Origin of the sequence: Paracoccus sp. (in: a-proteobacteria), from assembly GCF_032007265.1 — a bacterium.
Lineage (GTDB): Bacteria > Pseudomonadota > Alphaproteobacteria > Rhodobacterales > Rhodobacteraceae > Paracoccus.
Window position 1 is genome coordinate 1 of record NZ_DALZMB010000067.1, and the last position, 23,355, is coordinate 23,355.

General features: G+C 59.3%; 24 protein-coding genes, 1 tRNA gene and 1 pseudogene. 8 read left to right on the forward strand and 18 right to left on the reverse strand.

Annotated features, from left to right (window positions below; all coding sequences use genetic code 11):
* Nucleotides 1-214, forward strand: a 214-nt coding sequence (locus RTS12_RS13765) for a DUF2171 domain-containing protein (protein ID WP_312529479.1), incomplete at its 5' end; no start/stop codon positions are given.
* Between the two features lie 222 nt (nucleotides 215-436).
* On the opposite strand, the gene RTS12_RS13770 is transcribed toward RTS12_RS13765, so the two are convergent.
* Both RTS12_RS13770 and accD read right to left on the reverse strand, forming a co-directional pair.
* Nucleotides 437-1,705 carry a folylpolyglutamate synthase/dihydrofolate synthase family protein gene (locus RTS12_RS13770; RefSeq protein ID WP_312529481.1) on the reverse strand — a complete coding sequence of 423 codons (1,269 nt, stop codon included), beginning with the start codon at nucleotides 1,703-1,705 and terminating at the stop codon, nucleotides 437-439.
* A gap of 81 nt (nucleotides 1,706-1,786) precedes the next feature.
* The gene (gene accD / locus RTS12_RS13775; protein ID WP_312529483.1) at nucleotides 1,787-2,722 is read right to left on the reverse strand and encodes an acetyl-CoA carboxylase, carboxyltransferase subunit beta; all 936 of its coding nucleotides are present in this window, start codon (nucleotides 2,720-2,722) and stop codon (nucleotides 1,787-1,789) included.
* An 88-nt stretch (nucleotides 2,723-2,810) separates the two neighbouring features.
* On the opposite strand from accD, the gene cls reads away from it, so the two are divergent.
* From cls to RTS12_RS13795, 4 genes are all read left to right on the forward strand, one after another.
* Entirely contained in the window at nucleotides 2,811-4,238 is a 1,428-nt protein-coding gene (cls, locus tag RTS12_RS13780) for a cardiolipin synthase (protein ID WP_312529485.1), read from the forward strand.
* Nucleotides 4,239-4,250: 12 nt separating this feature from the next.
* Nucleotides 4,251-4,589, forward strand: a complete 339-nt coding sequence (locus RTS12_RS13785; protein WP_312529487.1) for a 4a-hydroxytetrahydrobiopterin dehydratase — start codon at nucleotides 4,251-4,253, stop codon at nucleotides 4,587-4,589.
* Nucleotides 4,590-4,846: 257 nt separating this feature from the next.
* Nucleotides 4,847-5,632 (forward strand): DUF6478 family protein, encoded by a 786-nt coding sequence (locus RTS12_RS13790; protein WP_312529488.1) that lies wholly within the window; start codon nucleotides 4,847-4,849, stop codon nucleotides 5,630-5,632.
* Between the two features lie 27 nt (nucleotides 5,633-5,659).
* Nucleotides 5,660-6,058, forward strand: coding sequence for a hypothetical protein (locus RTS12_RS13795; protein WP_312529489.1), 399 nt, complete (start codon nucleotides 5,660-5,662; stop codon nucleotides 6,056-6,058).
* Nucleotides 6,059-6,228: 170 nt separating this feature from the next.
* Here the strand turns inward: RTS12_RS13795 and RTS12_RS13800 are convergent, their stop codons facing one another.
* Nucleotides 6,229-6,975: a GNAT family N-acetyltransferase gene (locus RTS12_RS13800; RefSeq protein WP_312529490.1), complete on the reverse strand. Its 747-nt coding sequence runs from the start codon at nucleotides 6,973-6,975 to the stop codon at nucleotides 6,229-6,231.
* A gap of 10 nt (nucleotides 6,976-6,985) precedes the next feature.
* Nucleotides 6,986-7,726: a molybdopterin-binding protein gene (locus RTS12_RS13805; protein WP_312529492.1), complete on the reverse strand. Its 741-nt coding sequence runs from the start codon at nucleotides 7,724-7,726 to the stop codon at nucleotides 6,986-6,988.
* A gap of 113 nt (nucleotides 7,727-7,839) precedes the next feature.
* Between RTS12_RS13805 and map the strand changes: the two genes are divergently transcribed.
* Nucleotides 7,840-8,646, forward strand: coding sequence for a type I methionyl aminopeptidase (gene map / locus RTS12_RS13810; RefSeq protein ID WP_312529494.1), 807 nt, complete (start codon nucleotides 7,840-7,842; stop codon nucleotides 8,644-8,646).
* Between the two features lie 93 nt (nucleotides 8,647-8,739).
* Here the strand turns inward: map and RTS12_RS13815 are convergent, their stop codons facing one another.
* On the reverse strand, nucleotides 8,740-9,420 hold the full coding sequence (locus tag RTS12_RS13815) for a hypothetical protein (RefSeq protein ID WP_312529496.1): 681 nt from the start codon (nucleotides 9,418-9,420) through the stop codon (nucleotides 8,740-8,742).
* Between the two features lie 127 nt (nucleotides 9,421-9,547).
* Nucleotides 9,548-10,567: a LacI family DNA-binding transcriptional regulator gene (locus RTS12_RS13820; protein ID WP_312529498.1), complete on the reverse strand. Its 1,020-nt coding sequence runs from the start codon at nucleotides 10,565-10,567 to the stop codon at nucleotides 9,548-9,550.
* 240 nt (nucleotides 10,568-10,807) lie between these two features.
* Here RTS12_RS13820 and RTS12_RS13825 point away from each other — a divergent pair.
* A tRNA-Arg gene (locus RTS12_RS13825) sits at nucleotides 10,808-10,883 on the forward strand.
* A gap of 228 nt (nucleotides 10,884-11,111) precedes the next feature.
* On the opposite strand, the gene RTS12_RS13830 is transcribed toward RTS12_RS13825, so the two are convergent.
* From RTS12_RS13830 to RTS12_RS13880, 11 genes are all read right to left on the reverse strand, one after another.
* Nucleotides 11,112-11,501, reverse strand: coding sequence for a Hint domain-containing protein (locus RTS12_RS13830; protein ID WP_312529500.1), 390 nt, complete (start codon nucleotides 11,499-11,501; stop codon nucleotides 11,112-11,114).
* Nucleotides 11,390-12,220 carry a Hint domain-containing protein gene (locus RTS12_RS13835; protein ID WP_312529502.1) on the reverse strand — a complete coding sequence of 277 codons (831 nt, stop codon included), beginning with the start codon at nucleotides 12,218-12,220 and terminating at the stop codon, nucleotides 11,390-11,392. The genes RTS12_RS13830 and RTS12_RS13835 overlap by 112 nt, the downstream gene beginning before the upstream one ends.
* A gap of 792 nt (nucleotides 12,221-13,012) precedes the next feature.
* Complete coding sequence (locus RTS12_RS13840; RefSeq protein WP_312529503.1) at nucleotides 13,013-13,333, reverse strand: hypothetical protein; 321 nt, start codon at nucleotides 13,331-13,333, stop codon at nucleotides 13,013-13,015.
* Between the two features lie 117 nt (nucleotides 13,334-13,450).
* Nucleotides 13,451-14,455: a GlxA family transcriptional regulator gene (locus RTS12_RS13845; protein ID WP_312529505.1), complete on the reverse strand. Its 1,005-nt coding sequence runs from the start codon at nucleotides 14,453-14,455 to the stop codon at nucleotides 13,451-13,453.
* Between the two features lie 133 nt (nucleotides 14,456-14,588).
* Nucleotides 14,589-15,812, reverse strand: a complete 1,224-nt coding sequence (locus RTS12_RS13850; RefSeq protein WP_312529507.1) for a saccharopine dehydrogenase family protein — start codon at nucleotides 15,810-15,812, stop codon at nucleotides 14,589-14,591.
* A gap of 23 nt (nucleotides 15,813-15,835) precedes the next feature.
* A complete protein-coding gene (gene nspC / locus RTS12_RS13855; RefSeq protein WP_312529509.1) occupies nucleotides 15,836-16,936 on the reverse strand; it encodes a carboxynorspermidine decarboxylase in 1,101 nt (366 codons plus the stop codon).
* 129 nt (nucleotides 16,937-17,065) lie between these two features.
* Nucleotides 17,066-18,076 (reverse strand): sn-glycerol-3-phosphate ABC transporter ATP-binding protein UgpC, encoded by a 1,011-nt coding sequence (locus tag RTS12_RS13860; RefSeq protein WP_312529510.1) that lies wholly within the window; start codon nucleotides 18,074-18,076, stop codon nucleotides 17,066-17,068.
* A complete protein-coding gene (locus RTS12_RS13865; RefSeq protein WP_312529512.1) occupies nucleotides 18,069-19,103 on the reverse strand; it encodes a Gfo/Idh/MocA family oxidoreductase in 1,035 nt (344 codons plus the stop codon). Before RTS12_RS13865 ends, RTS12_RS13860 begins: the two co-directional genes overlap by 8 nt.
* A complete protein-coding gene (locus RTS12_RS13870; RefSeq protein ID WP_312529514.1) occupies nucleotides 19,100-19,921 on the reverse strand; it encodes a carbohydrate ABC transporter permease in 822 nt (273 codons plus the stop codon). Before RTS12_RS13870 ends, RTS12_RS13865 begins: the two co-directional genes overlap by 4 nt.
* The gene (locus RTS12_RS13875) at nucleotides 19,921-20,814 is read right to left on the reverse strand and encodes a sugar ABC transporter permease (RefSeq protein WP_312529516.1); all 894 of its coding nucleotides are present in this window, start codon (nucleotides 20,812-20,814) and stop codon (nucleotides 19,921-19,923) included. Before RTS12_RS13875 ends, RTS12_RS13870 begins: the two co-directional genes overlap by 1 nt.
* 35 nt (nucleotides 20,815-20,849) lie before the next feature.
* Nucleotides 20,850-22,109 (reverse strand): ABC transporter substrate-binding protein, encoded by a 1,260-nt coding sequence (locus RTS12_RS13880; protein ID WP_312529518.1) that lies wholly within the window; start codon nucleotides 22,107-22,109, stop codon nucleotides 20,850-20,852.
* Between the two features lie 90 nt (nucleotides 22,110-22,199).
* On the opposite strand from RTS12_RS13880, the gene RTS12_RS13885 reads away from it, so the two are divergent.
* Nucleotides 22,200-23,045, forward strand: a complete 846-nt coding sequence (locus tag RTS12_RS13885) for a BadF/BadG/BcrA/BcrD ATPase family protein (RefSeq protein ID WP_312529521.1) — start codon at nucleotides 22,200-22,202, stop codon at nucleotides 23,043-23,045.
* 108 nt (nucleotides 23,046-23,153) lie between these two features.
* Here the strand turns inward: RTS12_RS13885 and RTS12_RS13890 are convergent.
* Nucleotides 23,154-23,355, reverse strand: a pseudogene (locus RTS12_RS13890) (Rrf2 family transcriptional regulator); the annotation flags it as partial.

Consider the following 23,355-nt stretch of genomic DNA (forward strand, 5'->3'; position numbering starts at 1 on the left):
CGTCCATGTTGGTATTGTCGATCACATCGACGAAAACCGCATCAAACTGCGCCGCAAAGACGAAGCGCATGGCGTTGAAACCAAGCATCACCGCTATATTTCCGTGAACAACATCGCCTCGACGGAAGGGGGCAAGCTGTGGCTCTCTGCCGAGGCCGCATTGGTGCCCTATCTTGAAGAAGAGGATCAGTCAGGCAAGCCCGTCAAGCTTTAGCGGTCAGCGGCGGCCCAGAAAGGCTCTGGGTCAGCCTGACAAGTCCTTCGGACGCAAGCCGGACTGACACTGCCGTTTCATGCCAAGGGCGCGAGGCCGCGAGGGCGCGACCCGTCGCGCACGCAGGCCCAATCTAAAGCTGAAGATGGAATGACAAAGCCAGCGCGGCCCCAAGGCAGGCGCTGGCTTTGATTTTTCCCTTCGCGGTCAAGGCTAAGCTGTTCAGGCGTTGTCGCGCAGCACTTGCCCGGCCAGATAAAGCGAGCCGCAAATCAGGATGCGCGCGCCGGGATGTTCGGCGGCAAGACGACGAACGGCCTGCAATGTGTCCGGCGCGGTCGATACCTCGAACCCGGCCTCGGCAGCGGCCTGTGCGGTTTCTTCGGCGGAAAGGGTGGCCGCCTCGCCGGGAATGGCCACGGCGGTCAGGCTTTGGGCAACTGCGGTAAGGGGGCGCATATAGCCCAGCACATCCTTGGTGTTCAGCATGCCGCAGACCAGATGGGTCGGACGCTTGGCCATGGCGGCAAGGGTCGCGGCAACGGCCTCGGCCCCGGCCGGGTTATGGCCCCCGTCCAGCCAAAGCTCGCAATTGCCTGCCGCCTCGATCAGCGGACCATGTTTGAGCCGCTGCATCCGGGCAGGCCATTCGACCTCGGTTACTGCGGCGCGTGCCTCGATCCGGCCAAAGCCCAATTCGCGCAGCGCGGCAATCGCGGTTCCGGCATTGTCGATCTGATGGGGGCCGGGAAGGGCAGGAAGCGGAAGATCCAGCAAGCCATGCTCATCTTGATAGACCAGCGCATCGCCCTCGCGCAGCGACACCCAGTCCTGACCCGCGATGCGCAAAGGCGCATGCAAGCGCTCGGCCCGCTTTTCGATGGTTTCGCGTGCGCCGGGCAATTGGCGCCCAACGATGCAAGGCACACGGCGCTTAAGGATGCCCGCTTTTTCTCCGGCAATCGCCTCCAGCGTATCGCCCAGATACTGGGTATGGTCGATCGAGATCGGCGTGATCACGGTCAAGCGTGGGTCATCGATGACATTGGTGGCATCCAGCCGCCCGCCAAGGCCGACTTCCAGCAAGGTGTAATCAGCCTCGACACGCGAGAAGGCCAGAAATGCCACGGCGGTGGTGATCTCGAAAAAGGTGATTGGCGCGCCGTCATTGGCGGCCTCGCATTCCGCCAGCAAGGCACTGAGCATCTCTTCCGAGATCAGCTCGCCCGCCAGACGGATGCGTTCGTGGAAATGGGCCAGATGGGGCGACGTATAGGCATGAACGCGCAGACCCGCCGATTCAAGGCCGGCGCGAATCATCGCCTGGGTCGAGCCTTTGCCGTTGGTGCCTGCAACATGGATCACCGGCGCGATCTTGCGCTCGGGATTGCCAAGGGCTGCAAGGATGCGGTGCATGCGATCAAGCGACAGGTCGATCACCTTGGGATGAAGCGACATGAGCCGTGCAAGGATGGCGTCAGACCCGGACATGGCAAAACCCCGGTTTTGGGAAAGGAAAAGGGAATAAGAAAAAGGGCCGGATCGCGCCGGCCCGATCAGGACATCACCAGATCAGCCGACTTTGGCGTTGCTCGCCTCGGCTTCGGTGTGTGGGGTTCCGATCTGACCCGGCGCGGGCAGGTCGGCGGCAATCGGTGCAGGCTGGCGCATCAGCATCCGCAGGATCGAGATCAGCTCACCACGCAATTCCTTGCGGTGGGTAACCCGGTCCAGCATGCCATGTTCCAGCAGATATTCTGCGCGCTGGAAGCCCTCGGGCAGCTTTTCGCGGATGGTCTGCTCGATCACGCGCGGACCGGCAAAGCAGATCAGGGCGTTCGGCTCGGCGATCTGGACGTCGCCCAGCATGGCATAGGATGCGGTCACGCCGCCGGTCGTGGGATGGGTCAACACGACGATATAGGGCAGTTTCGCCTCTTTGAGCATCTCGATGGCGACGGTGGTGCGCGGCATTTGCATCAGCGACAGGATGCCTTCTTGCATCCGCGCGCCGCCCGCAGCCGAGAACAGCACCAGCGGGCGCTTGAGCTTTACCGCGCGTTGGGCCGCTGCAATGATCGCATTGCCGACATACATGCCCATCGAGCCGGCCATGAAGGCAAAATCCTGACCTGCAGCGACAACGGGGGTGCGCCCGATTTCGCCTTCGGCAACCAGCATGGCGTCTTTTTCGCCCGTGGCTTTTTGCGCGGCTTTCATGCGCTCGGGGTATTTTTTCTGATCGCGGAACTGCAAGGGATCGGCAATCGGCTCGGGGACTTTCACTTCAAGAAAGACGCCGCCGTCAAACAGCGCGGCAAAGCGATCGCGCGGTGAAATCGCCAGATGATGGTCGCAGGTCGAGCAGACGTTCAGATTATCGGCCAATTCCCGGTGAAACAGCATGGTTCCGCATTCGGGGCATTTGGTCCACAAATTCTCGGGCACTTCACGGCGCGAGAAAAGCGAATTGATGCGCGGACGGACGTAGTTGGTGATCCAGTTCATCGTGGGCCTTTTTCTCTGCACTCGCGCCATGAAATAGGCGTTGTGGCTTGGAATTGCAATTCCACACTCATCTGGGCTTAATGCGTGCATGTGGACAGAAGCGATTGTCATTCTTCACTATGCGGCAGCCTTGCTTGTCTCGATCCGAGTATTGCTGCGGCCGCGCCTAGAACCAACGGTGCGCCTGTCGTGGATACTGGTGATCGAGCTGGTGCCCATTGTCGGCATCGTGGCCTATTTGCTTTTCGGCGAAATCCGCATGCGCCGCGCCGAGATTCAGAAAATGGCCGATGTGCGCGACCGCCTGACCGGCAGCTGGCAAGACAGCCCCCAGACCGTCACCCATCCTGCCGCCTTTGCCGCCCCCGTCGTGGCCTCTAATCTGGCGGTCGGGGCGATGAAGGCGGTCTCGGGCAACTATTTGACGCTGGAACCCGAGGGCGATGAGGCGATTGACGCGCTGGTTCAGGCCATAGACGGCGCCAGCGACCATATCCACATCCTGTTCTACATCTGGCTTGATGATCCCTCGGGGCGAAAGGTGGCACAGGCCGCCATTCGCGCGGTTCAACGCGGCGTTCATGTGCGCGTGATCATCGATGCAATCGGTTCGCGTGGCTTTGCGCGCTCGGGCAATTGGACCCAGATGCGGCATGCCGGGATCGAATGCGTCGAGGCCTTTCCGCTTGGCCTTCCGCTCATCAGTGCATTGTTTCAGCGCATGGATTTGCGCAATCACCGCAAAATCGTGGTTATCGACAATCACCTGGCCTTTAGCGGCAGCCGAAACTGTTCTGACCAGGCCTTTGCCATCAAGCCGCGATTCGCCCCTTGGGTCGATATTTTCATGCGCATCGAAGGCCCCGTCGTGCGCCAGATGCAGGTGATCTTTCTGCAAGACTGGATGAGCTATACCGGCGAAGATCTGGGCCATATGTTGCAGGTCGTGCCTGCCGCCGCTGTGCCGGGGATGACGGCTCAGGTGATCGCGACCGGGCCGGATCGGCGCGAGGGATCGCTGTCGGATAGTATGGCCACGCTGATACATGCGGCCCGCGAGACGCTGGTCATCACCACGCCCTATTATGTGCCTGACAGTGCGCTGGACAGTGCCATCCGTGTCGCCGCAAGGCGCGGGGTCAAGGTCACGATGATCCTGCCCGAGCGCAATGATTCGCTGGTGGTTCAGGCAACCAGTCAGGGCTTTTACTATGGCCTCGTGCGGGCGGGGGTGCGGCTTTATCTGTTCAAGCCCGGTTTGCTGCATGCCAAGATCATCACGGCCGACAGCCGTATGACGATGTTTGGCAGCGCGAATATGGATCGGCGCAGTTTTGAGCTGAATTACGAGATGAACATCTTTGTCGTGGATGATTCGCTGGCCCATGATCTGGAGGCGCGCCAGCAAAGCTATATCGCGCGCAGCCGCGAGATCACCCTGTCCGAGATCGCAGGCTGGTCGATGGGGCGGCGCCTGCGCAACAACCTTTTGGCGCTGGCCGCGCCGCTTTTATAAGGGCAGATCAGGATGCAGGCGAAACTGGACCTTTTGCACGAAACCATCGTGAACGGTGCGCCGCTTTTGCCCGCCGAAACGGTCACGGCGGCATTGGCTGGGCTAGAGGGTTGGATGCTGTGCGAGCAGGGGCGGGCGATCGAGCTGAGCCTGAGCACCAAAAGCTTTTTGCGGGCGCAGGCCTTGGCCATGCTGGCCGGGGGCATCGGAGAATGTGCCAATCATCACCCCGATATCAGCTTTGGTTGGGGCTATTGCCGGGTCCGCTTTACCACCCATTCCGCCCAGGGGCTGACTTTGAACGATCTGATTTGCGCAGCGCGGCTGAATGTGGCGCGCCAGGCCGGGTAGCAAGAAAAAGCGCCCCGCGAGCTTATTTGTGCAAAAGCCGGCGCAAGGGATCGGGGTAAATCCGCCCATATCCGGGCCAAGTGATGCCGGAAAGCGGCTCTGACGCGATCTAGGGCTGGCAAGCCCCCCTCAAGACGGATTAAGCATCGCTCACATTGTTTAGAAAGTGTCGTAGGGTCACATCTCATTGCGCCTGGGCTTGCGCATCGGGCCGAGACCGTTAAATCCATTCTTCAGACGAGCAGTAAGGACTGAATATGGCAATGAGGCCTCGCAAGTGGTTCGATCGGGTCATCAGAGAGCGGGCATATCGCCGCTGGTCCGACATGGCCGCCGCAACCTCGGGCTTGGGCGTTGTGCAGCGGCGCAATCTTCGCGAAGATGCTTTTGCCCTGCGCCGCAAGCTTGATCTTTTCCTGATGCATTCTGACACGCATGTCGAACGCAGCCGTGAAAGTCTTGATGCGCTGAACCTGCCGATTGGCACTGACTGGCGTTGGCGCCCCGGCTTCATGAGCGCGCTGATCCGTCCCAGCGGAATTGCCTCGCCCCAGAACGGCGAAAGGCTGGGCGAAGAGGCCGCAGTCTGGCACGATTGCCGCGAAAGCGCGATGATCTTGAAACAGGTCGCAAACCTTGGCGTGACGGATCTGTCGCCTTATGGCCTGCGCATGGAAATCTTTGATTTCAGCGGTAACTTTCTGGCCGTGTCGATCGACTTGCCGCCTGCGGCTTTGGATGGGCTGACCCGCAGCCATATTCTGCGGCTGGAAACCAGCCTTTCCGCCGAGCGGCCAATGAACGTCTACGCGCGTCTGAACGTGCTGAGCGGCCCCAATACGGATCAGGTGACGCATCAGGTTGCGCGGCTGGATGGCAGCGCACTGGGCCAGCAGGTCACCGAATTCGACCTTGCCTATACTGAAATCAACGAGAAGCGGCTGGAAAAAATCTGGATCGATGTGATCTTTGAAAGCCCCTTTATGAATGCGCTGGAAGTGCGTGAACTTTTTGTCTCGCGCCATTCGCGGGCCGAGTTCTAAGGCCCGACGAAAAGAGGAGAGCAGAGTTTGGACAGATTTGAATCGCTTGGTCTCAAAGGTGGCATCTGGCAGGGCAGCTTGCGTCGGGACAAGGCGCCTGGCCGTGTGATCCTGACCCATCTGGGCGAAGTCGTGGGCGAGGCCGAGGTCACCAATGTAGGCGAGGATCGCTGGCATCTATCGGTTGCCGTGCCTGCTGATCGGCTGGCCGATGGCTGCCAGACCTTCATCTTGCTTGAGGATGGTGGCACTGGCCGCGAACAGCCTCAGCGGACGGCTGTGCGTCTTGCCAGCCTGCCGATGATCATGGGCACGGTTCTGGACGAAGATCTTCAGGCCGAAATCGGACTGCTGCGCGCCGAACTTGACCTGCTCAAGCGCGAGTTTCGCCGTATGGCCGCCAATCTGGCGCTGTCGGATCATTAAGCGCGCCTAAGTTCTTGGTGACATTGGCGCGCCCCCTGCACACATTGCAGGATTGACCAACACGAGCTGGTTCAGCCCAAGCCCACAGGCTGGGCTGATCTTATTCCAGATCACCCCAACCCGATCACATGCCAACCAAGGGGCGCCATCGCCAGGTGGGTCATGGTGCGCTAGTCTCTACGCTGCCAGTATTGGTAGCGTGCGACGGTTTGAAAACCCATTTTGCGATAAAGCTGAACGGCCGCGGTATTGCTCTCGGTCACGGCCAGCGCCAGTTGGGTTGCACCATGCTTGCCCGCCCAAAAGGCGGCCTCGCGCAGCATCCATTCAGCCATGCCGCGCCGTCGCATTCTTGGTTCGACCTGAATGGCGTGAATCATGGCCACATCGCCGTCCACCGCCACAAAGCCCGCGGCGGCTGCGTGATCATCTAGCCGCCCCAACAGGGTCGTGCGGGGCAGATTGACGCGCATCATCGCGGCCTGACGCGGTTTGGAAATCTGGCCCGCCTCCCAAATTTCGGAAAGAATCGCAAGCGGAGGCCAGATCTGAAAGACGGTCAGCGAGGGCACGGGGATCTGGGTCAGCGCTGCAATCGGGCAAGCCAGAGCAAGGGTCGGGTTTTGCCCATGATAGCCCTGTGCGCCAAGGGCCTGGGCATGGTCATGATCGGTGTCCCAAAGCCGAAACATCGCTGGCTGATCCCAGCCTTGCTGAACAGCTGCTGCGGCCAAGATCCCCTCGGCGCTAAGTGACAGCGCAGCATCGGCGGACGCCTGATCCGAAAGGGGGCGGGCCGAACTGATCCGGCCGCCTCCGCCCATGCCGCGCCCAATCCGATAGCCGCCCGCATCGCTGTATTGGGCGGCGGGCCATGTGGTCTCAAAGGCCTGCGCAATGGCCGGATCAAGGGTCATTGGCTGATCCTTAGGCTGAAAAACGCTGGCGCAGCTCGGTCATGGCGGCGCTGACGCGCGCACCGTCAAGCCCGCGGATCACAAGGGTCGTGCCGTAAGCATCGCCGCGCTTGAAGGGATAAGACCCCAGCGACAGATCGCTGAACTGTGCCGCAACCTCGCGCAGCGGGCCTGCAACCTCGGATTCCGGTCGAAGCACCTCAAGGGCCTCGCTGACCGAGGGGCGGCCCTTGGTCAGCTCGGGCTGGATCGCCTCGACCATGGCCATAAAGACATTGGGCACGCCCGCCATCACAAAGGTGTTGCCAATGTGAAAGCCGGGCGCGGCCGAGACTTTGTTCTCGATCAGGCGTGCGCCATGGGGGATGCGGGCCATGCGCAGGCGCGCCTCGGTGATTTCGACGCCCCGGCTTTCCCAGTTCACGGTCAGAATACGCCGCGCCTCGTCGTTGATCGAAATATCGGTATCAAAGGCCCGCGCGACGGCATCTGCGGTAATGTCATCATGGGTCGGCCCGATCCCGCCCGAGGTGAACAACATATCGCAGCTGCCCCCCAGTGATTTGTCCAGCGCACGAATGGCCGCAACGATCTGATCTTCGTCATCGGCAACAATGCGCACCTCGCGCAGGTCGATTCCGATGCTGTTGAGCACCTGCGACAGGTAATGGGCATTGCCCTCGCGGGTGCGGCCCGAAAGGATTTCATCGCCAATGACCAGGATGGCGGCGGTCGGGTTGTCGGATTGCATCTGTCGTTCCCTTCGGAAAGCTCCCATGTCCGAAAGGTATAGGTTGCGCCCCGGGGCTGGAACAAGAGCCGCCCGAGGTCTATCTGTACTGACAACTAGACTGTGAGGATGTGATGAGCGACGGGATGCTGACAAAAGAGGGGATCCGGATTCACCACCCCGAAGATTTCAAAGGGATGGCCGCTGCCGGCAAGATCGCTGCGCAGATCCTTGATGATGTCGGGGCATTGGTGCAACCGGGAGTAACGACTGGCGCATTGGATGAATTCATCCGCCAGCAGGTCGAGGCCTCGGCTTCGGTCAGCGCGACCATTGGCTATCGCGGCTATCAGCACGCCAGCTGCATCAGTGTGAACCATGTCGTCTGCCACGGGATTCCCGGCGATAAAGTGTTAAGTGACGGCGATATTCTGAACATCGATGTGACGGTCATCCTTGATGGCTGGTATGGCGATTCAAGCCGGATGTATGTGGCCGGAAAGGCCAGCCGCAAGGCCGAGCGTCTGATCGAGGTCACTCATGACTGCCTGATGAAGGGCATCGAGGTCGTGCGTCCAGGCGCAACCTTTGGCGATATTGGTGCCGCGATCCAGACCTATGCCGAAAGCCACCGCATGTCGGTCGTGCGCGACTTTTGCGGTCACGGGCTGGGCCGGACCTTCCACGCGCCGCCGAATGTGCTGCATTACGGGCGCGCGGGCAAAGGCCCGGTCCTTGAAGAAGGAATGTTCTTCACCATCGAGCCGATGATCAACCTTGGCCGCCCAGAGACCAAGATCCTGGCCGATGACTGGACCGCGGTGACCCGTGACAAATCACTTTCGGCGCAATTCGAACACTCGATCGGTGTGACCGCTGACGGGTTCGAGATTTTCACGCTATCGCCGGGCGGGAAGTTCTTTCCCAATATGGGCGCATAAACACCGCGTCTCGAAATGACGAAAAGGGGGCCAAGCGATTGGCCCCCCTTTTTATTTTTGCAGCTTTCATGGTCGCCGTGTCGCGCTGGCACCTTAGGGTGCAGGCTTTGACAGCGGCTGCCCGGCCAGCGTGAACAGCATCTCGCCCGTAAAGGCGATCAGCGCGGCTCTGGCCTCTTCTTCGCTGCCTTTCATGTAGGGGCGGGTGGTCGAAAGCGTCAAAACATCCTCGCCGTTCTGAATGGCGCAGAGTCTTTCACGCAAGAACAGCTGCTGATCCTTGGGTTTGACCTGAGCGGGGTCCTGGGCGCGGTCCGTCGATGCACAGGTTGCGCTGATCCCGCCTGCGGTCATCGTGTCAAAGGTCAGCGAGGTCATCTGGTAATTCTCGCCAAGCGCCTTGGTGCCATGTTCAAGGTTGCGGTCAACCATCTGCATCAGCATCCGTTTTGCACCCGGCGTGTCTCCTTGCAGCTTGGTGTCGGGGTTGGACCAGATGCTGCCCGGCTCGCCCGCAGGGGCAGGCCAGATCCACAGCGAAGCGCGTCCGACGGGGCCGTCGAAAAAGGCGCCCAAGGCCCCATCGACCATTTTCTGATCGACACGGCGCATTTCTTGCAGGTTTTCGGGGATCTTGCCTTCGTAATCCTGGGGTGCGGCCTGGGCAAAACTGGCCGAAAGCGACAACAGGGCGACCAGGGCCGAGCCGTTTAGGCTGGGGCGCCGAAAAGAGGCAAACACGCGCATCATTTCTTCCATGTGCAAAACAGACATAATCTGCTTTAGCAGCAAAGCTGCGCTTGGACAGGGTGATGCGAAGGGGGCTGCGAAAAACCGCCGAATGATCGTTCGGCGGTTGGTGCAGTTTGCGCAATGATCTGATCGCTTTTATGTGCGGTGTTCAACCGATGCGGATGGTGTCGCCGGGCAGGAAGGTCGGGGTCAGGGCAACCAAACCATCCTCGGGCGCGGGTTCCTTGCCAGCGACGATGCGGGCCGCACGTCTGCCGATGTCGACACGGCGTGCGTCGGTCGTGGCCAAACGCATGGGCAGACCGTCCAGCAGTTCGACCCCGTTAAACCCTGCCAGACCCAGCTTTCCGGGAATGTCCAAGCCTTGCTCCATGCACCACAAAAGCCCGCCCGCGCCGATCATGTCATTGGAATAATAAAGGAAATCCAGATCGGGTTCGCGGGTAAGGATGCGCTGGGTCAGCTCTCGGCCCTTTTGCAAGGAGGAACCACCTTGGTAAAATTCGCGGGCGGTCAGGCTGATGCCCGCCTCTTCAAGGCGTTGCTCGAACCCGGCCAGACGCTTACGTGCCCGGTGGTCTTCGGGCATATGCGTGCCGATAAAGCCAATGCGGCGATAGCCCGCACGCAAGATTTCCTCAGCCATGTCTCGACCTGCGCGGCGATGCGAGATCCCGACCGCCGTGTCGATCGGATCGCCATCGACATCCATGATCTCGATCACGGGAATGGCTGCGTTATCCAGCATGGCGCGCGCGGCCTTGCTGTGTTCCAGCCCTGCAAGGATCACGCCCGAGGGGCGCCAGGACAACATGTCGTAAAGCACGCTATCCTCGCGCGAGGGCGAGTAATTGGTGACGCCGACCACAGGTTGCAGGTCAGTATCATCAAGTTCGGCTGAAATTCCGCCAAGAACGTCAGGAAATACCATGTTTGACAGCGAGGGAATGATGACCGCGACAAGGTTGACCCGTTGGCTGGCCAGACCGCCCGCAATCTTGTTGGGCACATAGCCCAAGGTGCGTGCCGCGGTCAGAACCTTTTCGCGCGTGGCCGCCGAAACATCGCCGCGATTGCGCAAAACGCGGCTGACCGTCATCTCGGACACCCCCGCAGCCTCGGAGACGTCACGAAGCGTCAGGGGGCGGGGCGGTCGTTTGGGGGACATGTGCATTCCACATTGAAATAATGTTATCGTTACCAAACCACCAGTCGCGCGGCAAGCTTGCCATTCGTCCTAGAGTTCCCCCCATGCTGGGCCAGATCCGGCCAGCCCAGCAGTGACACCTCGAAATTTGACGGGGAATTGCGCCGGGCGGGTCCCAAATCGCAAGGATTTCGCTTGTCATCCTTGCCCCCAAGCTACCGAGTTGACATGTCCTCGTATTTCTTTCAGGAAGTTCCTGATGGGCCGTTGGCGCAACGGATAGCGCAATCCCCTCCTAAGGGATAGGTTGCAGGTTCGATTCCTGCACGGCTCACCATTTCCGAACTTTGTGGCTGCTGCAGCGCAAGGTAATGGGCCAAGAAAAACTCAGCAACCTGCCTTAGTCGTCGCTGACCGGATTTAAGCATTTGAAATCATGTCAAGAAAGCCCCCACTGAATGTGGCTTGCTTGCGCGCAGTTTTCGCAGGGTTTCTACGCTGAATGATCCGGCGGGACCAAAAGGCCTGATCCCGCCGCGATGGTTCTTAGGCGTGCAAGGCCGACTTAGGCGACCACGGCCTTGTCATGCTGGGCGTGATGCGCAACCAACTTGCGCGCCTGATTGGGTGATGGCAGCGGGCGCGCGCTTTCGGGGACATGCCCATTGCCCGCCAGTTCAGGAAAGAGCGTCAGGATTTCTTCGCGTGCCTCGTCACTTAGCGACATCATGGCGACGGGCCCGGTGTAAAGGGATTCGGTCTCGGCACCGTTCGACAAGACAATCTCATGGCGATCAAACAGCATGTGGAAATATTCCACCGACGAGAGATCCGTTGCAAAGTCTATGCCATCGATCGGCACCAGATGTTTTGCGGCAACCAGCACCTCATTCGCGCCAAAATGTTTGCGCGACAGCGACGAGCGAAGAAGGATGCGGTGCTCGGGCGAGACCACAAGATCGGATTGCGGGGTATTATCCCCAAGGGACCAGCCGTAATGCGAACCGGGGTAAGCTTGGGCCGGGCGCTAAGTTGCTGAGCGGAAATCGCGGTCGATCCGATCCAGCGCAACTCTTGATAGCCGCTATCTTTGGTCAGGACCTTGTCACCAACATTCAGCTTTTCGATTGCGCGCGCGCCGGTCGAGGTCTGGATCATCGTCCCCGCAGCAAAGCAGGTGACTATGTCTTTGTAAGGCGTGCCCACGGGATTATAAGTACCGCCCGGGCCTTGGGTACTATCGAGATAACCCGTGGCTTTCAGGGTCACGCCAAAGGGCGGGATCTCGCCTTTGAACGCATAGCCAATGGTCTTGCCGCCTTGTTGCACGACCAGGATTTCAAAGGTTTTCAACTCGCCGTCGATTGTCGCGGTCATCGTCAGCAGGTATTCGGCCTCGACGCCCTTGCCGACCTCGCCAACTTCCGAGCCGGCGGCAACGGTCTGGCCCAAGGCATCACCACCCCAGGAAATCGGCTGATTGGGCAGATCGTCATCCGAAAACATACCGTCATCGTCATTCACGATCAGCGATTTCAGCGCTGCAGATGCGTTGAAGGTAAATGTGTGACCCGGCACGCCTTGGCCATTGTTCGAGTTCAAAAGCCAGTCACCCGCGGATGTCTTGACATCCTCTTTGCTGACAAATGCGATGGTTTGATCAATTCCTGCCATTTCGGCAATCCTTCCGTACGACAGCCGCTGAGATGCGACGAGTAGGTTGTTGATAGAAATCGCCACGAATATTCGTGGCGACCATGCGAGCGGATTTCTCCGCAGGCAAAGCATGGCAGCCCTGAATGCTTGGTGATTTATCCCGTCGAGCGGGAAGCGGAGGCGTTATGCCCATCCCCGGCGACATTCAATAAAATCGCTGGCATGTCAGGGTTGCAAAATTGCGGTAACTGCTGATGCCGAGGCGCAGCTACCGGATATCTTTTGGTTTTTCGCAGCACTCGGTCCTGGCTGCGCGGCGGGGCGGGCCATAATCGCGCGGATGTGTTCAAGCGGTGATTGCATGGCGCAGATTGCCGTTGACCGCTCTGATTCCAGATTGCGCAACGCTGGTTCACGATGTGTGAAACATGCGGGCATTGGGGGGCTGGCAGTGTGCCAAAAACGTTCATGCCGACTGCGCTACAGACTGATCCGCCGGCTGGTCCCCCGATTGATGCAGCTGGTCCAGAGGGACAAAGAGGATGGGTTAACCACGATGATGCAGGGGTCACGGAAAATCTTTCAGCGACAGGACCTCTGGCTTGCAACAGCGCTGCAAGATCCGACTGATCCGGGTCGGTCGCGTTAAAGAGGGTGAATGCGGTGATGCGACAGGTCCGGGCAAATCAGCCAGGTCCGTGGTCATTGGGGCGAAACCTTGCCCTGACATCGGCTAAATCGGTTTCAACTTATCCAGTGCGCGCGTGCGAGCCAAAGCGGCCGCGTGCCCCGCCGTTCAAGGATAAGCGATCACTCGATCGAGATCTCTGTTTCCGAGCAGACATCCACGCCAGACAGGATCCCTTCAGAGCCATCGGCATAGACTGCCTTGAAGTCGAATTTGCAGTAGCCACTGCCGTCGTCGAAATTCACCGTCAGCTCGTCATCGGGGGCAAGTGTCGCATCGCCAAGCAAATCCTCCTCCCAGGATTTACTGCCCTCATTCGAGCCAAACAGCGCCTCGATGTGCCCGCCGGTGTTGTTGGTGAAGGTGATATGGCGGTCTGCAGCCAGGGCTTGAGAGGTAAGAGCACCCCAGACCATAACGATAAGGCTAAGAATTCGAGACAAGGCCAAGCTCCGCTAAAACAAGACCAGGGATCGATCCGGGCCTTACGGTTTGCTTTTAAGCCGCGAGAGTTAAGAGAGAGTTAAGAGACAGTTAACGGCAACAAAAAAGTTTTAAATTCATTGGTCTAAGCTGCGCGGACCGTTGGATGCACCATCGGACTGTCGCCATTGGTCAGGGGTCATTCCCATGGCCTCGCGAAAGACCCGGATCAGATGCGAGGCGTCACAAAACCCTGTCTCATCGGCGATACGGGTGATGGTGTGATCGCTTTGACGCAGCATCAGCCGCGCTTGCGCCAGCCGGATACGGATCGATGCATCTGCAGGAGGCACGCCCAGATCCGCGCTGAAGTGACGCTCTAGCTTGCGACGGCCCACCCCCAGATCGCGCGAGATCCGCGCAATCGACAAGGGCGCATGCAGGTTTTGCTGCATCGCCAATAATGCGCGGCGCACCAAAGGGTCTCGGGCTGTCAGCTCAAGCGGCAGCCCCGGCTGCGGGCGGTCCCCGGTCATGGCCTCATCGATCATCAAAATGGACAGCGCCTTGCGCGCGGCGGCGCGACCGATATGGCGATCGACCAGAAACGCCGCAAGATGGGCCGCGCTGACACCCCCCGAGCAGGACAGGCGGTCGCGGTCGACCACAAAAATCTGATCCGATACCGGGCGCATTTTTTCAAATTCGCTGAGAAAATCCTGATGGTGAAACCAGCTGACACAGCTGCGATAACCGTCCATCAAGCCGCAGCGGGCAAGCGCGAACACGCCCGTGCAGATCCCCGCCATGGCCACTTTGGCCTCGGCCGCACGTTTGAGAAAAGCCGCGCTATCGGGACCAAGTGTGGTTCCCGGATCAATCAACCCGCCGACGACGACGATATAATCAAAGCGGCTGGGGTCGCCCAGACGCTCCTCGGGTTGGATTTTTATGCCGCAAGACGATTGGATGGGCGCCATATCGGCCGAGACCACGGTCCAGCGGCACCGGATAGGGCGCGAACCATCTCCATCATCTGCCGACAATCGCAACACATCGACAAAGGTTGCAAAGGCCGACAGCGTAAATCGCGGCGCAAGCAGAAAACCGATTCGAAGGCGAGGAGTGCTGGCTAAGGACATGTCGCGATCCGCTGATGGAATGTGACGCAATCATGCCATGTCTTGCTTTGGGCGCTAGTCCCCAGAACGGCTGAGATCGCCTTGGTTCGCCCAAGGAAAAGGGCCGGGCGATCCACTCGTCCGGCCCCAAATCTTAGATCGGATGATCGCCGGTTGCGTCGATCACGCGGCTTGGCAATCCAAGATCACCCAACAGCTCAAGGAAGGGGCGCGCCGGCAGATCTTCGACATTGGCCATTTTCTTGACGTCCCAGGTCCCGCGAGCGACCAGGATCGCAGCAGCAACCGGGGGAACGCCTGCCGTATAGCTGATGCCTTGGCTGCCCACCTCTTCATAGGCGGCTTTGTGGTCGGCGACGTTATAGATAAAGACCTCGCCGGGTTTGCCGTCCTTGGTGCCTTTGACGACATCGCCAATACAGGTCTTGCCAGTATAGGTCGGGGCCAGGCTGGCCGGATCGGGCAAGACCGCCTTGACCAGTTTCAGCGGCACAACCTCAAGGCCCTCTGCGGTTTTCACCGGCTGTTCGGACAAAAGGCCAAGGTTTTGCAATACTGTGAAAACATTGATGTAATGCGCGCCAAAGCCCATCCAGAAGCGGACATCGGCTGCGGGATAGCGTGCAGACAGGCTGTGAACCTCGTCATGCCCCGACAAATAGGCGGTTTGTTTGCCGACAACCGGAAGATCCCATTCGCGGCCGACCTCGAACATCTTGTTCTCTTGCCAGGCACCCTTCTGCCAGGAATAGACCGTGCCGGTAAATTCGCGGAAGTTGATCTCTGGGTCAAAGTTGGTCGCGAAATAGCGCCCATGCGAGCCCGCGTTGATGTCAACAATGTCGATGGATTCGATCTTGTCGAAATATTCATCCTCGGCCAGACGCGCATAGGCATTGACCACACCCGGATCAAAGCCAGCACCCAAAATGGCCGTGACACCGGCTTTTTCGCAAGCCTCGCGACGCTTCCATTCGTAGTTGCCATACCAAGGCGGCGTTTCGCAGACCTTGGCAGGGTCTTCGTGAATTGCCGTGTCGATATAGGCCGCGCCCGTTTCGATGCAGCCCTGAAGGACCGTCATATTCACGAAGGCCGAGCCGACATTGATAACGATCTGTGCATCGGTTTTACGGATCAACGCGGCAACCGCACCCGTGTCCATCGCGTCCAGCGCATGGGATGTGAATTCGACCTGATGGCCCTTGGATTTGACGCTCGCGATAATGGCATCCGCTTTGGACTGCGTTCGGCTTGCGATATGGAGCTCACCGAACTCCGGAGCGTTTTGAGCGATCTTATGCGCTGTCACCTGTGCGACGCCGCCGGCGCCGATGATGAGAACGTTTTTGGCCAATTCAGTTTCCTTTCAAGCAGAGATCAGGACAGGCTGCCCTTGTAGTCGTCATAGGTAAACTCACGGACAAGGCGGATCGATCCCTCCTCGTCGCGGATTGCGATCGATGGCATGGCAACGCCATTGAACCAGTTCTTCTTAACCATCGTGTAACCGGCAGCATCCCTGATGCTGATCCGGTCGCCGATTTCCAGCGGCTTGGCAAAGCGGCCTTCACCGAAAATATCGCCAGCAAGACAGGTCTTGCCCGCAATCTGATAAGGATGCGCGCCGTCCTGCGGCAGCTTGGCCGTCTCGCGATAGATCAGCAGATCCAGCATATGCGCTTCAATCGAGCTGTCGACGATCGCCACATCTTTGCCATTGTTGATGACATCCAGAACCGAAACCTCAAGCGTGGTCGAATCGGTGATGCTGGCTTCGCCCGGCTCCAGGAAAACCTGCACGCCGAAACGGTCCTGAAAGGCGCGCAAACGCGCCGCCAAGCGTTCCAGCGGATATCCTTCGCCGGTAAAGTGAATGCCGCCACCAAGGCTGACCCAATCCAGTTTCTCAAGAAACGGGCCAAATTCGGTCTCGATCCGTGCCAATTGTTCGTCGAACAATGCAAAATCGCGGTTCTCGCAATTGTAATGGATCATCACCCCGGAAATCCGGTCCAGCGCCGAGGACAGCCGGGACATGTCCCACTCACCCAGCCGTGAAAACGGCCGTGCCGGGTCCGCAAGGTCAAAGCCGCTGGTCGAAAACCGCGGGTTCAATCGCAAACCCGTGGCAATTCCGGCTGCTTTCTCACCGAAACGCTCCAGCTGCCCCAATGAGTTAAAGATGATCTTATCGGCATAAGAGACCGCTTCATCGATCTCATGATCGGCCCAGCCGACGGAATAGGCATGGGTTTCCTTGCCAAATTCCTCGCGCCCCAGACGCAGCTCATAAAGCGAGGACGAGGTCGTGCCATCCATGAAAGGCCGCATGAAATCAAAGGCTGACCAGGTGGCAAAGCACTTCAACGCCAAAAGGCACTTGGCCCCCGAGGCCTCGCGCAGCAGGGCGATCTTCTCCATGTTCTGGCGCAGTTTTGCCAGATCGATGAGATAGTAGGGCGTCTGCAATTCGGCCATCGGCGAACCCTTTGGAAACTGAACGGAAAAGCCGCATATAGGGGCCAAAGGCAGAAATCGCAAGAAACTGTAACGCAGCTATGACGCCAAGGCCGCGCTTTCAGCATCTCCCATGATCAAATATCCACGTCACGACCCCGGTCTCAGGCGCTCACCCGCAGAATTGAACCAATGGCTATGTTCAGGATCGGCGCGCAAATGCACCGGCTGATCGATCGGCATATCATGCTCACCCGTCATCCTGATCGAAACAAGCCCGGCTGCCGTTTGCACATATATGACAGTCTCATGGCCCAGCCGTTCCACATGGGTGGTGCGCCCGGGAATGCCGCTTTCGGCAAGGATCAGATGCTCAGGGCGTATGCCCAGCTCGATCGCGCCTGTCGGACGATCCAGCCCCAGCTTGTCGCAATCCAGAAAATTCATCCGCGGAGAGCCGATAAACCCGGCAACGAAGCGGTTGGCGGGATTGTTATACAGCTCCATCGGTGCGCCGACCTGCTCGATCCTGCCCGCATTCAGAACGACAATGCGATCCGCCAGGGTCATGGCTTCGACCTGATCATGGGTCACGTAAACCATCGTGGCCCCTAGGTCGCGATGCAACTTGGCCAATTCCAGCCGGGTCTGCCCACGCAGGGCGGCGTCCAGATTGGATAGCGGCTCGTCAAACAAAAACAGTTTGGGTCTGCGCACGATCGCACGTCCGATGGCGACGCGCTGGCGCTGTCCCCCCGACAGTTCCGAGGGGCGGCGTTTGAGCAAGGGCTTGAGCGCCAGCATATCGGCGGCGCGCTCGACCGAGGCTTCGATCTCGGCCTTGGATTTCCCCGCCTGCTTCAGCGCCAGCCCCATATTTCCCGCGACCGTCAAATGCGGGTAAAGCGCATAGCTTTGAAACACCATTGCGATTTCGCGACGTGATGGTTCGACATCATTGACGCGGGTGCCGCCAATCAGGATATCGCCCGAATCTGAGGTCTCCAGGCCCGCAATCATTCGCAAAAGCGTGGACTTGCCGCAGCCTGATGGGCCGACAAAGACACAGAATTCGCCCGGTTCGACGGCAAGCGTTGCACCGGGGATCACCTCGACCGGGCCATAGGTCTTGCGCAGATTTTTCAGCTCTAATTTATGCATCTTGGCCCTTTAGACGGACGGGCTTGCCCGTGCGGATGGATTGATCGGCAGCAAGGCAAACGGCAAGGGATGCGACGGCATCGGCACCGTGGCGCGTCAGATCCTGATCTTCGGCAATCGCGCGTGCCATAAAGGCTGCCTCGGCGTCGCAAAGGTCTTGATGGCCCGGCTCGCCTTGCATCGACAGATCCTGATCGGGCTGTCCGACCCGGTGCAGGCGGATCTTGGCCGTCTGGGTATGGGTGTCGATATCGTCCGAGCGCGCATCATCGGGCATCCGGATCGAGACCGCGCCATTGGGGCTGACCACGTCTTTCACGAAAAAGGCGGTATCCGACATCATCGGGCCCCAGCCAGCCTCATACCAGCCGACGGATCCATCCTCGAACAGTACCTGAAAATGGCCGTAGTTATACATGTCCTCGGCGATTTCCTGCGACAGGCGCAGGCCCATGCCGCGCACTTCGACGGGATCGGCATCGGTGATCTGGCACATGACATCGACATAATGCACGCCACAATCCACGATCGGAGACATGGTTTGCATCAGCGCCTTGTGAACCTCCCAGGTGGGGCCGCTGGATTGCTGGTTCAGGTTCAGGCGGAACACATATGGACCGCCAAGCGCGCGCGATTCCGCAATCAGTCGCTGCCAGCTGGGATGGTGGCGCAGAATATAGCCCACGACCAGTTTGCGCCCGGTTTCTGCGGCGACGCGGGCCACGCGCTGGGCATCCTCAAGCGTGGTCGCCAAGGGTTTTTCGACAAAAACATGAGCGCCGGCGCGCATCGCCGCGATGGCATATTCGGCATGGCTGTCAGAATAGGTCGCAACCACGACAACATCGGGGTTTGTCGCAGCCAGGGCCACGTGGAAATCTGCAAAACGAGGGATGCCGAGCAATTCGGGGGGCAGTTCCACCGCCGAGCGATTGACCAGCCCGACGATTTCTGCCCCCGGCTGCTTGACCCATGCCAAAGCGTGGCTGCGGCCCATATTCCCCAGCCCAGCAACCAGAACCTTCATTTAACCGCTCCTGAAGTAATGCCGCGGATCAGTTGCCGCGAAAAGACAAGATAAAGCACCAACACGGGAATGATCGCCAGCGTCAGCGCTGCCAGAACCGCATTCCAGTTGGTGACGAATTGGCCAAGAAAGACCTGAGTGCCAAGCGTGATCGTTTTCACCTTTTCCGCAGGCGCCAGGATCAGAGGGAACCACAGGTCATTCCAGATCGGGATCATGGTAAAGACGGCGACCGTCGCCAATGCCGGACGGATCAGCGGCAGGATCAGGCGGAAAAAGATCGAATATTCCGACAGCCCATCCATGCGTCCGGCCGATTTCAGATCGCTGGAAATGCCCTGCATGAACTCGGACAGAATAAAGATCGCAAGCGGCAGCCCCTGCGCCGTATAGACCAAGATCAGGGCCAGCAGCGTATTGTTCAGCCCTGCCGCGACCATGCCTTGCAAGATCGCCACGGTTCCCAGCCGGATCGGGATCATGATCCCCAAGGCCAGATAAAGCCCCATCAGCGTATTGCCACGAAAGCGATATTCGGACAGGGCGAATGCCGCCATTGCGCCAAACAGCAACACACAGGCCAGGGATGCGATTGTCACGATCAACGAGTTTTGGAAATACAGGATGAAATCGCCCTGTTGCATCACGGTCTGATAGCCAATCAGGCTGAAGCTGTCCTTGTCGGGCAAAGCCAGGGGGCTGCGAAAGATTGCCTGTCTGCTCTTGAAGCTGTTGATGATGATCACCCAGACCGGGAACAGGGCAATCAGCGTATAGATTATCAGCGCGACATGGGCGCCAATCGTGCGTGCACGCATCAGAACTGATACCTCCGCAGACGGCGGTGGACGATGAACAGATAGCCACTGACCCCGACCAGAATGATGGCAAACATCACACTGGCAATCGTTGCACCCATATTCGGATCACCCAGCTGCAGCTGGAACCCAAAGAAGGTGCGGAACATGAAGGTGCCCAGAATATCCGTCGCGGAATTTGGCCCGGCCAAGGCGCCCTGACTGACATAGATCAGGTCGAATGCGTTGAAGTTGCCAACGAATGTCAGGATCGAAATAATCCCGATCGCGGGCAGGATCAGGGGCAGTTTGACCTTCCAAAACTGCGACCAACCCGTGACGCCATCCATTTCGGCTGCCTCAAGAACCTCGTCGGGAATTGAAATCATTGCCGCATAGATCAGCATCATCGGGATGCCCACGAATTGCCAGACCGAGATCAGCGCAAGCACCGTCAGCGCCGAGCCTTCCTTGCCCAGCCAGGGCTGGAACAGCGATTTCAGCCCGATCATATCCAGCATGCCCGGCGCAATTCCCCACAAAGGCGAAAGGATCAGCTTCCAGACAAAGCCCACGATGACAAAGCTCAAGACCGTGGGCACGAAAATGGCGGTCCGATAAAAGGCCGCGCCGCGCAAACGCTTAGAGGAAAGCAGCGCCGCCAATGCGATGCCGATCGGGTTTTGCACGATCATATGGACCACAAAAAACCATAGGTTGTTGCCAAGCGCATTCCAGAAAGAGGCGCTCCAACGGGGGTCCAGAAACAGGGTGCGGAAATTGTCGAGCCCCGCAAAGGCCTCGCCCTTGAACAGCGCAAGCTGCAGGGTGCCAAACAGCGGCAGGATCATGATCAGCGTATAGACGATGACCGCAGGCGCTAGAAAGACAAGGATATGGGGGCGTTTGATCATGGGAAACGGCCCCCGGTTTCCCGGGGGCGCTGTCCTTAGTTGGCCGGTTTGTACCAGCTATCAAGCCCGTCTTGCAGTTTCTTGGCGCCATCTGCCGGGGTCATGGTGCCATTCACCACGGCGGCGGATACGGCCCACATGTCGTTTTCAAGGTTGGGCGTTCCGCGCGACAGAATTTGATAGGACGAGCGGATCGTCGATTCACAATCCTTGCGCCAGCTGATGAACTCTTGCGCCAGCGGGTTTTCCAGCTTCACCTCGGCATTGGAGAGTGGGAAGAAGCCCGGCAGGGCATTGGCATAAAGCTCGGCGAATTCGGGCGAGGCGACCCAGTCCAAGAAGATCTTGGCCTGTTCAGCATGTTTGCTGGCGGCGTTCATGCCAATGCCGATATCGGTGTGATCCGAGATATAGCATTTGTCGCCTTCCTTGGGCAGCGGCGGGGCAAAGGCGCCCATTTCGAAAGCGCCACCGATCTGAGGCGTGAACGGCCCGATCTCCCACGAGCCGGCCGGATAGATCGCCGCGCGGCCAAGGGTGAACATGTTCTGGCTGTCGGGATAGGTCTGAGCCTCAAAGCCATCACCCAGATAGGGCTTCCACTTTGCAAGTTGCTCAAGCGGCGCGACGAATTGCGGATCGGTCAGTTTGGCTTTGCCGGCGATCAGCGCCTTGCGACCCTCTTCGCCGTGCCAGTAATTCGGGCCGATATTCTGATAGCCCATGGTTGCGGCTTCCCACTGATCGGCCGTGCCCATCGCCATCGGCACATAGCTGCCCGCCTCCTTGATCTTATCAAGCGCGGCATAGAATTCGGCCTCAGTTTTCGGTGCGGTCAGCCCCAGCTCTTCAAAAGCTTGCTTGTTGTAAATAAAGCCATGAATAACCGAGGCCATCGGCACACAGAAGGTCTTGGTCCCATCATCCGATGACCAGCCCGATTTGGCGACATCGCTGAAATTCGCCATGCCTTTCAGATCACTCAGATCCGCCAGCTGCCCTTTGTCAAACAGCTGCAACGAGGCGTCAAAGGGGCGGCAGGTGATCAGATCGCCCGCAGAGCCACCATCCAGCTTCGAGTTCAGAACCGCGTTATACTCGGCCGGGGCCGAAGGGTTGAAGGTCAGCTTGATGCCGGGATGGGCAGCTTCGAATGCCGGAATGATCTTTTCTTGCCAGATCGGCAGATCGTCATTGCGCCAGGATTCAATGCTCAGCGTGACATCCTCGGCGAAAGCGGGGGCCGTAAGGGCACTGGCCGCCAGAAGCGCAGCCGTTAAATTGCGGACCTTCATGTGTCTTCTCCCTGTTGCGGCTGTTTCGCCGCTTCTGTTAGCAAAGTCACGTTGCAGCCGCGCTGATGCGCCGTCAAGGGAATGTAGGTAATGGAATTCTTTCTTGGTCTTGACGGAGGGGGCACAGGTTGCCGTGCGGTCCTGACCGATGGGGACGGGCGTGTTTTGGGCCGGGGCGAGGGTGGGCCTGCAAATATCATGTCCGACCGCGAAGGCGCGCTCGAGGCAATCATGGCAACCGCGTCTCAGGCCATGGCAGGTCGCCCCCCAGAACAGGTTGCAGCCTGCCTTGGACTTGCCGGCGCCAATATTTCAGGGGCACGCGACTGGCTGGGGCCGATGCTGCCCTTTGGTCGGGTGCGCGTCGTGCATGATGCGGTGACGGCTGTCGCAGGCGCCTTGGGTCAGGCCGACGGTATCGTCGCGGCCGTGGGGACGGGCTCGGTCTTTTCGCGACAGGTCGCAGGCGAGGTCACAACCATCGGTGGATGGGGCCCCATTCTTGGCGACGAGGCCGGTGGTGCATGGATCGGTCGCCTCTTTTTATCCGAGGTTTTGCGCTCCATCGATGGCCTCGCACCCCAGACGCCGCTCAACCAGCTCACGCTCGTACGGTTCAACGGCCCCCAACAGATCGTGGCCTTTGCCAGAACAGCGACAGGGGCCGATTTCGCCCGCGAAGCGCGTCAGTTGCTGGAACATGCCGATGATCCTGCCGCCGAGGCGGTATTGGCTGCAGCAACCACCCATGTGGCGGCGGCCATCGCAAGGCTGCAGCCTGCTCAGGAACTGCCCGTGACCTTCACAGGAGGACTTGGGCCGATTTTTGCAGATCGACTCTTTGATCGCTGGGCGCAACGCCCAGCCCGTGGCAATCCGCTCGATGGCGCGCTGCGCCTGGCGCATGAACTCGGTCAGACCCAGGTTGCCCCTTGAGCTGCCGATCACCCCTCGACCCCTTGGGCTTTCTTCATCATGGAAATACCCCGGGGGTCCGGGGGCTGGTCCCCGGCCTTGATCAGTTTGGGGGCAGGCGCTGGCCGCTTAGTCCTCGTCGACCAGCTGGAACAGCTTGGGCAGGGCCGGGCAGGGCAAAAGCGTATTCTTTGCGACATCTGCCAGCGTGGCATTATGCAAGAAAACATAAACATGCGCCGACAAGCTCTCCCAAAGCCGGTTCGACAGCGTCTGTGCCCGCGACCCCGAGATCCCGCCCGTGGCACCCGCGCCGACATGAAGCGCGCTG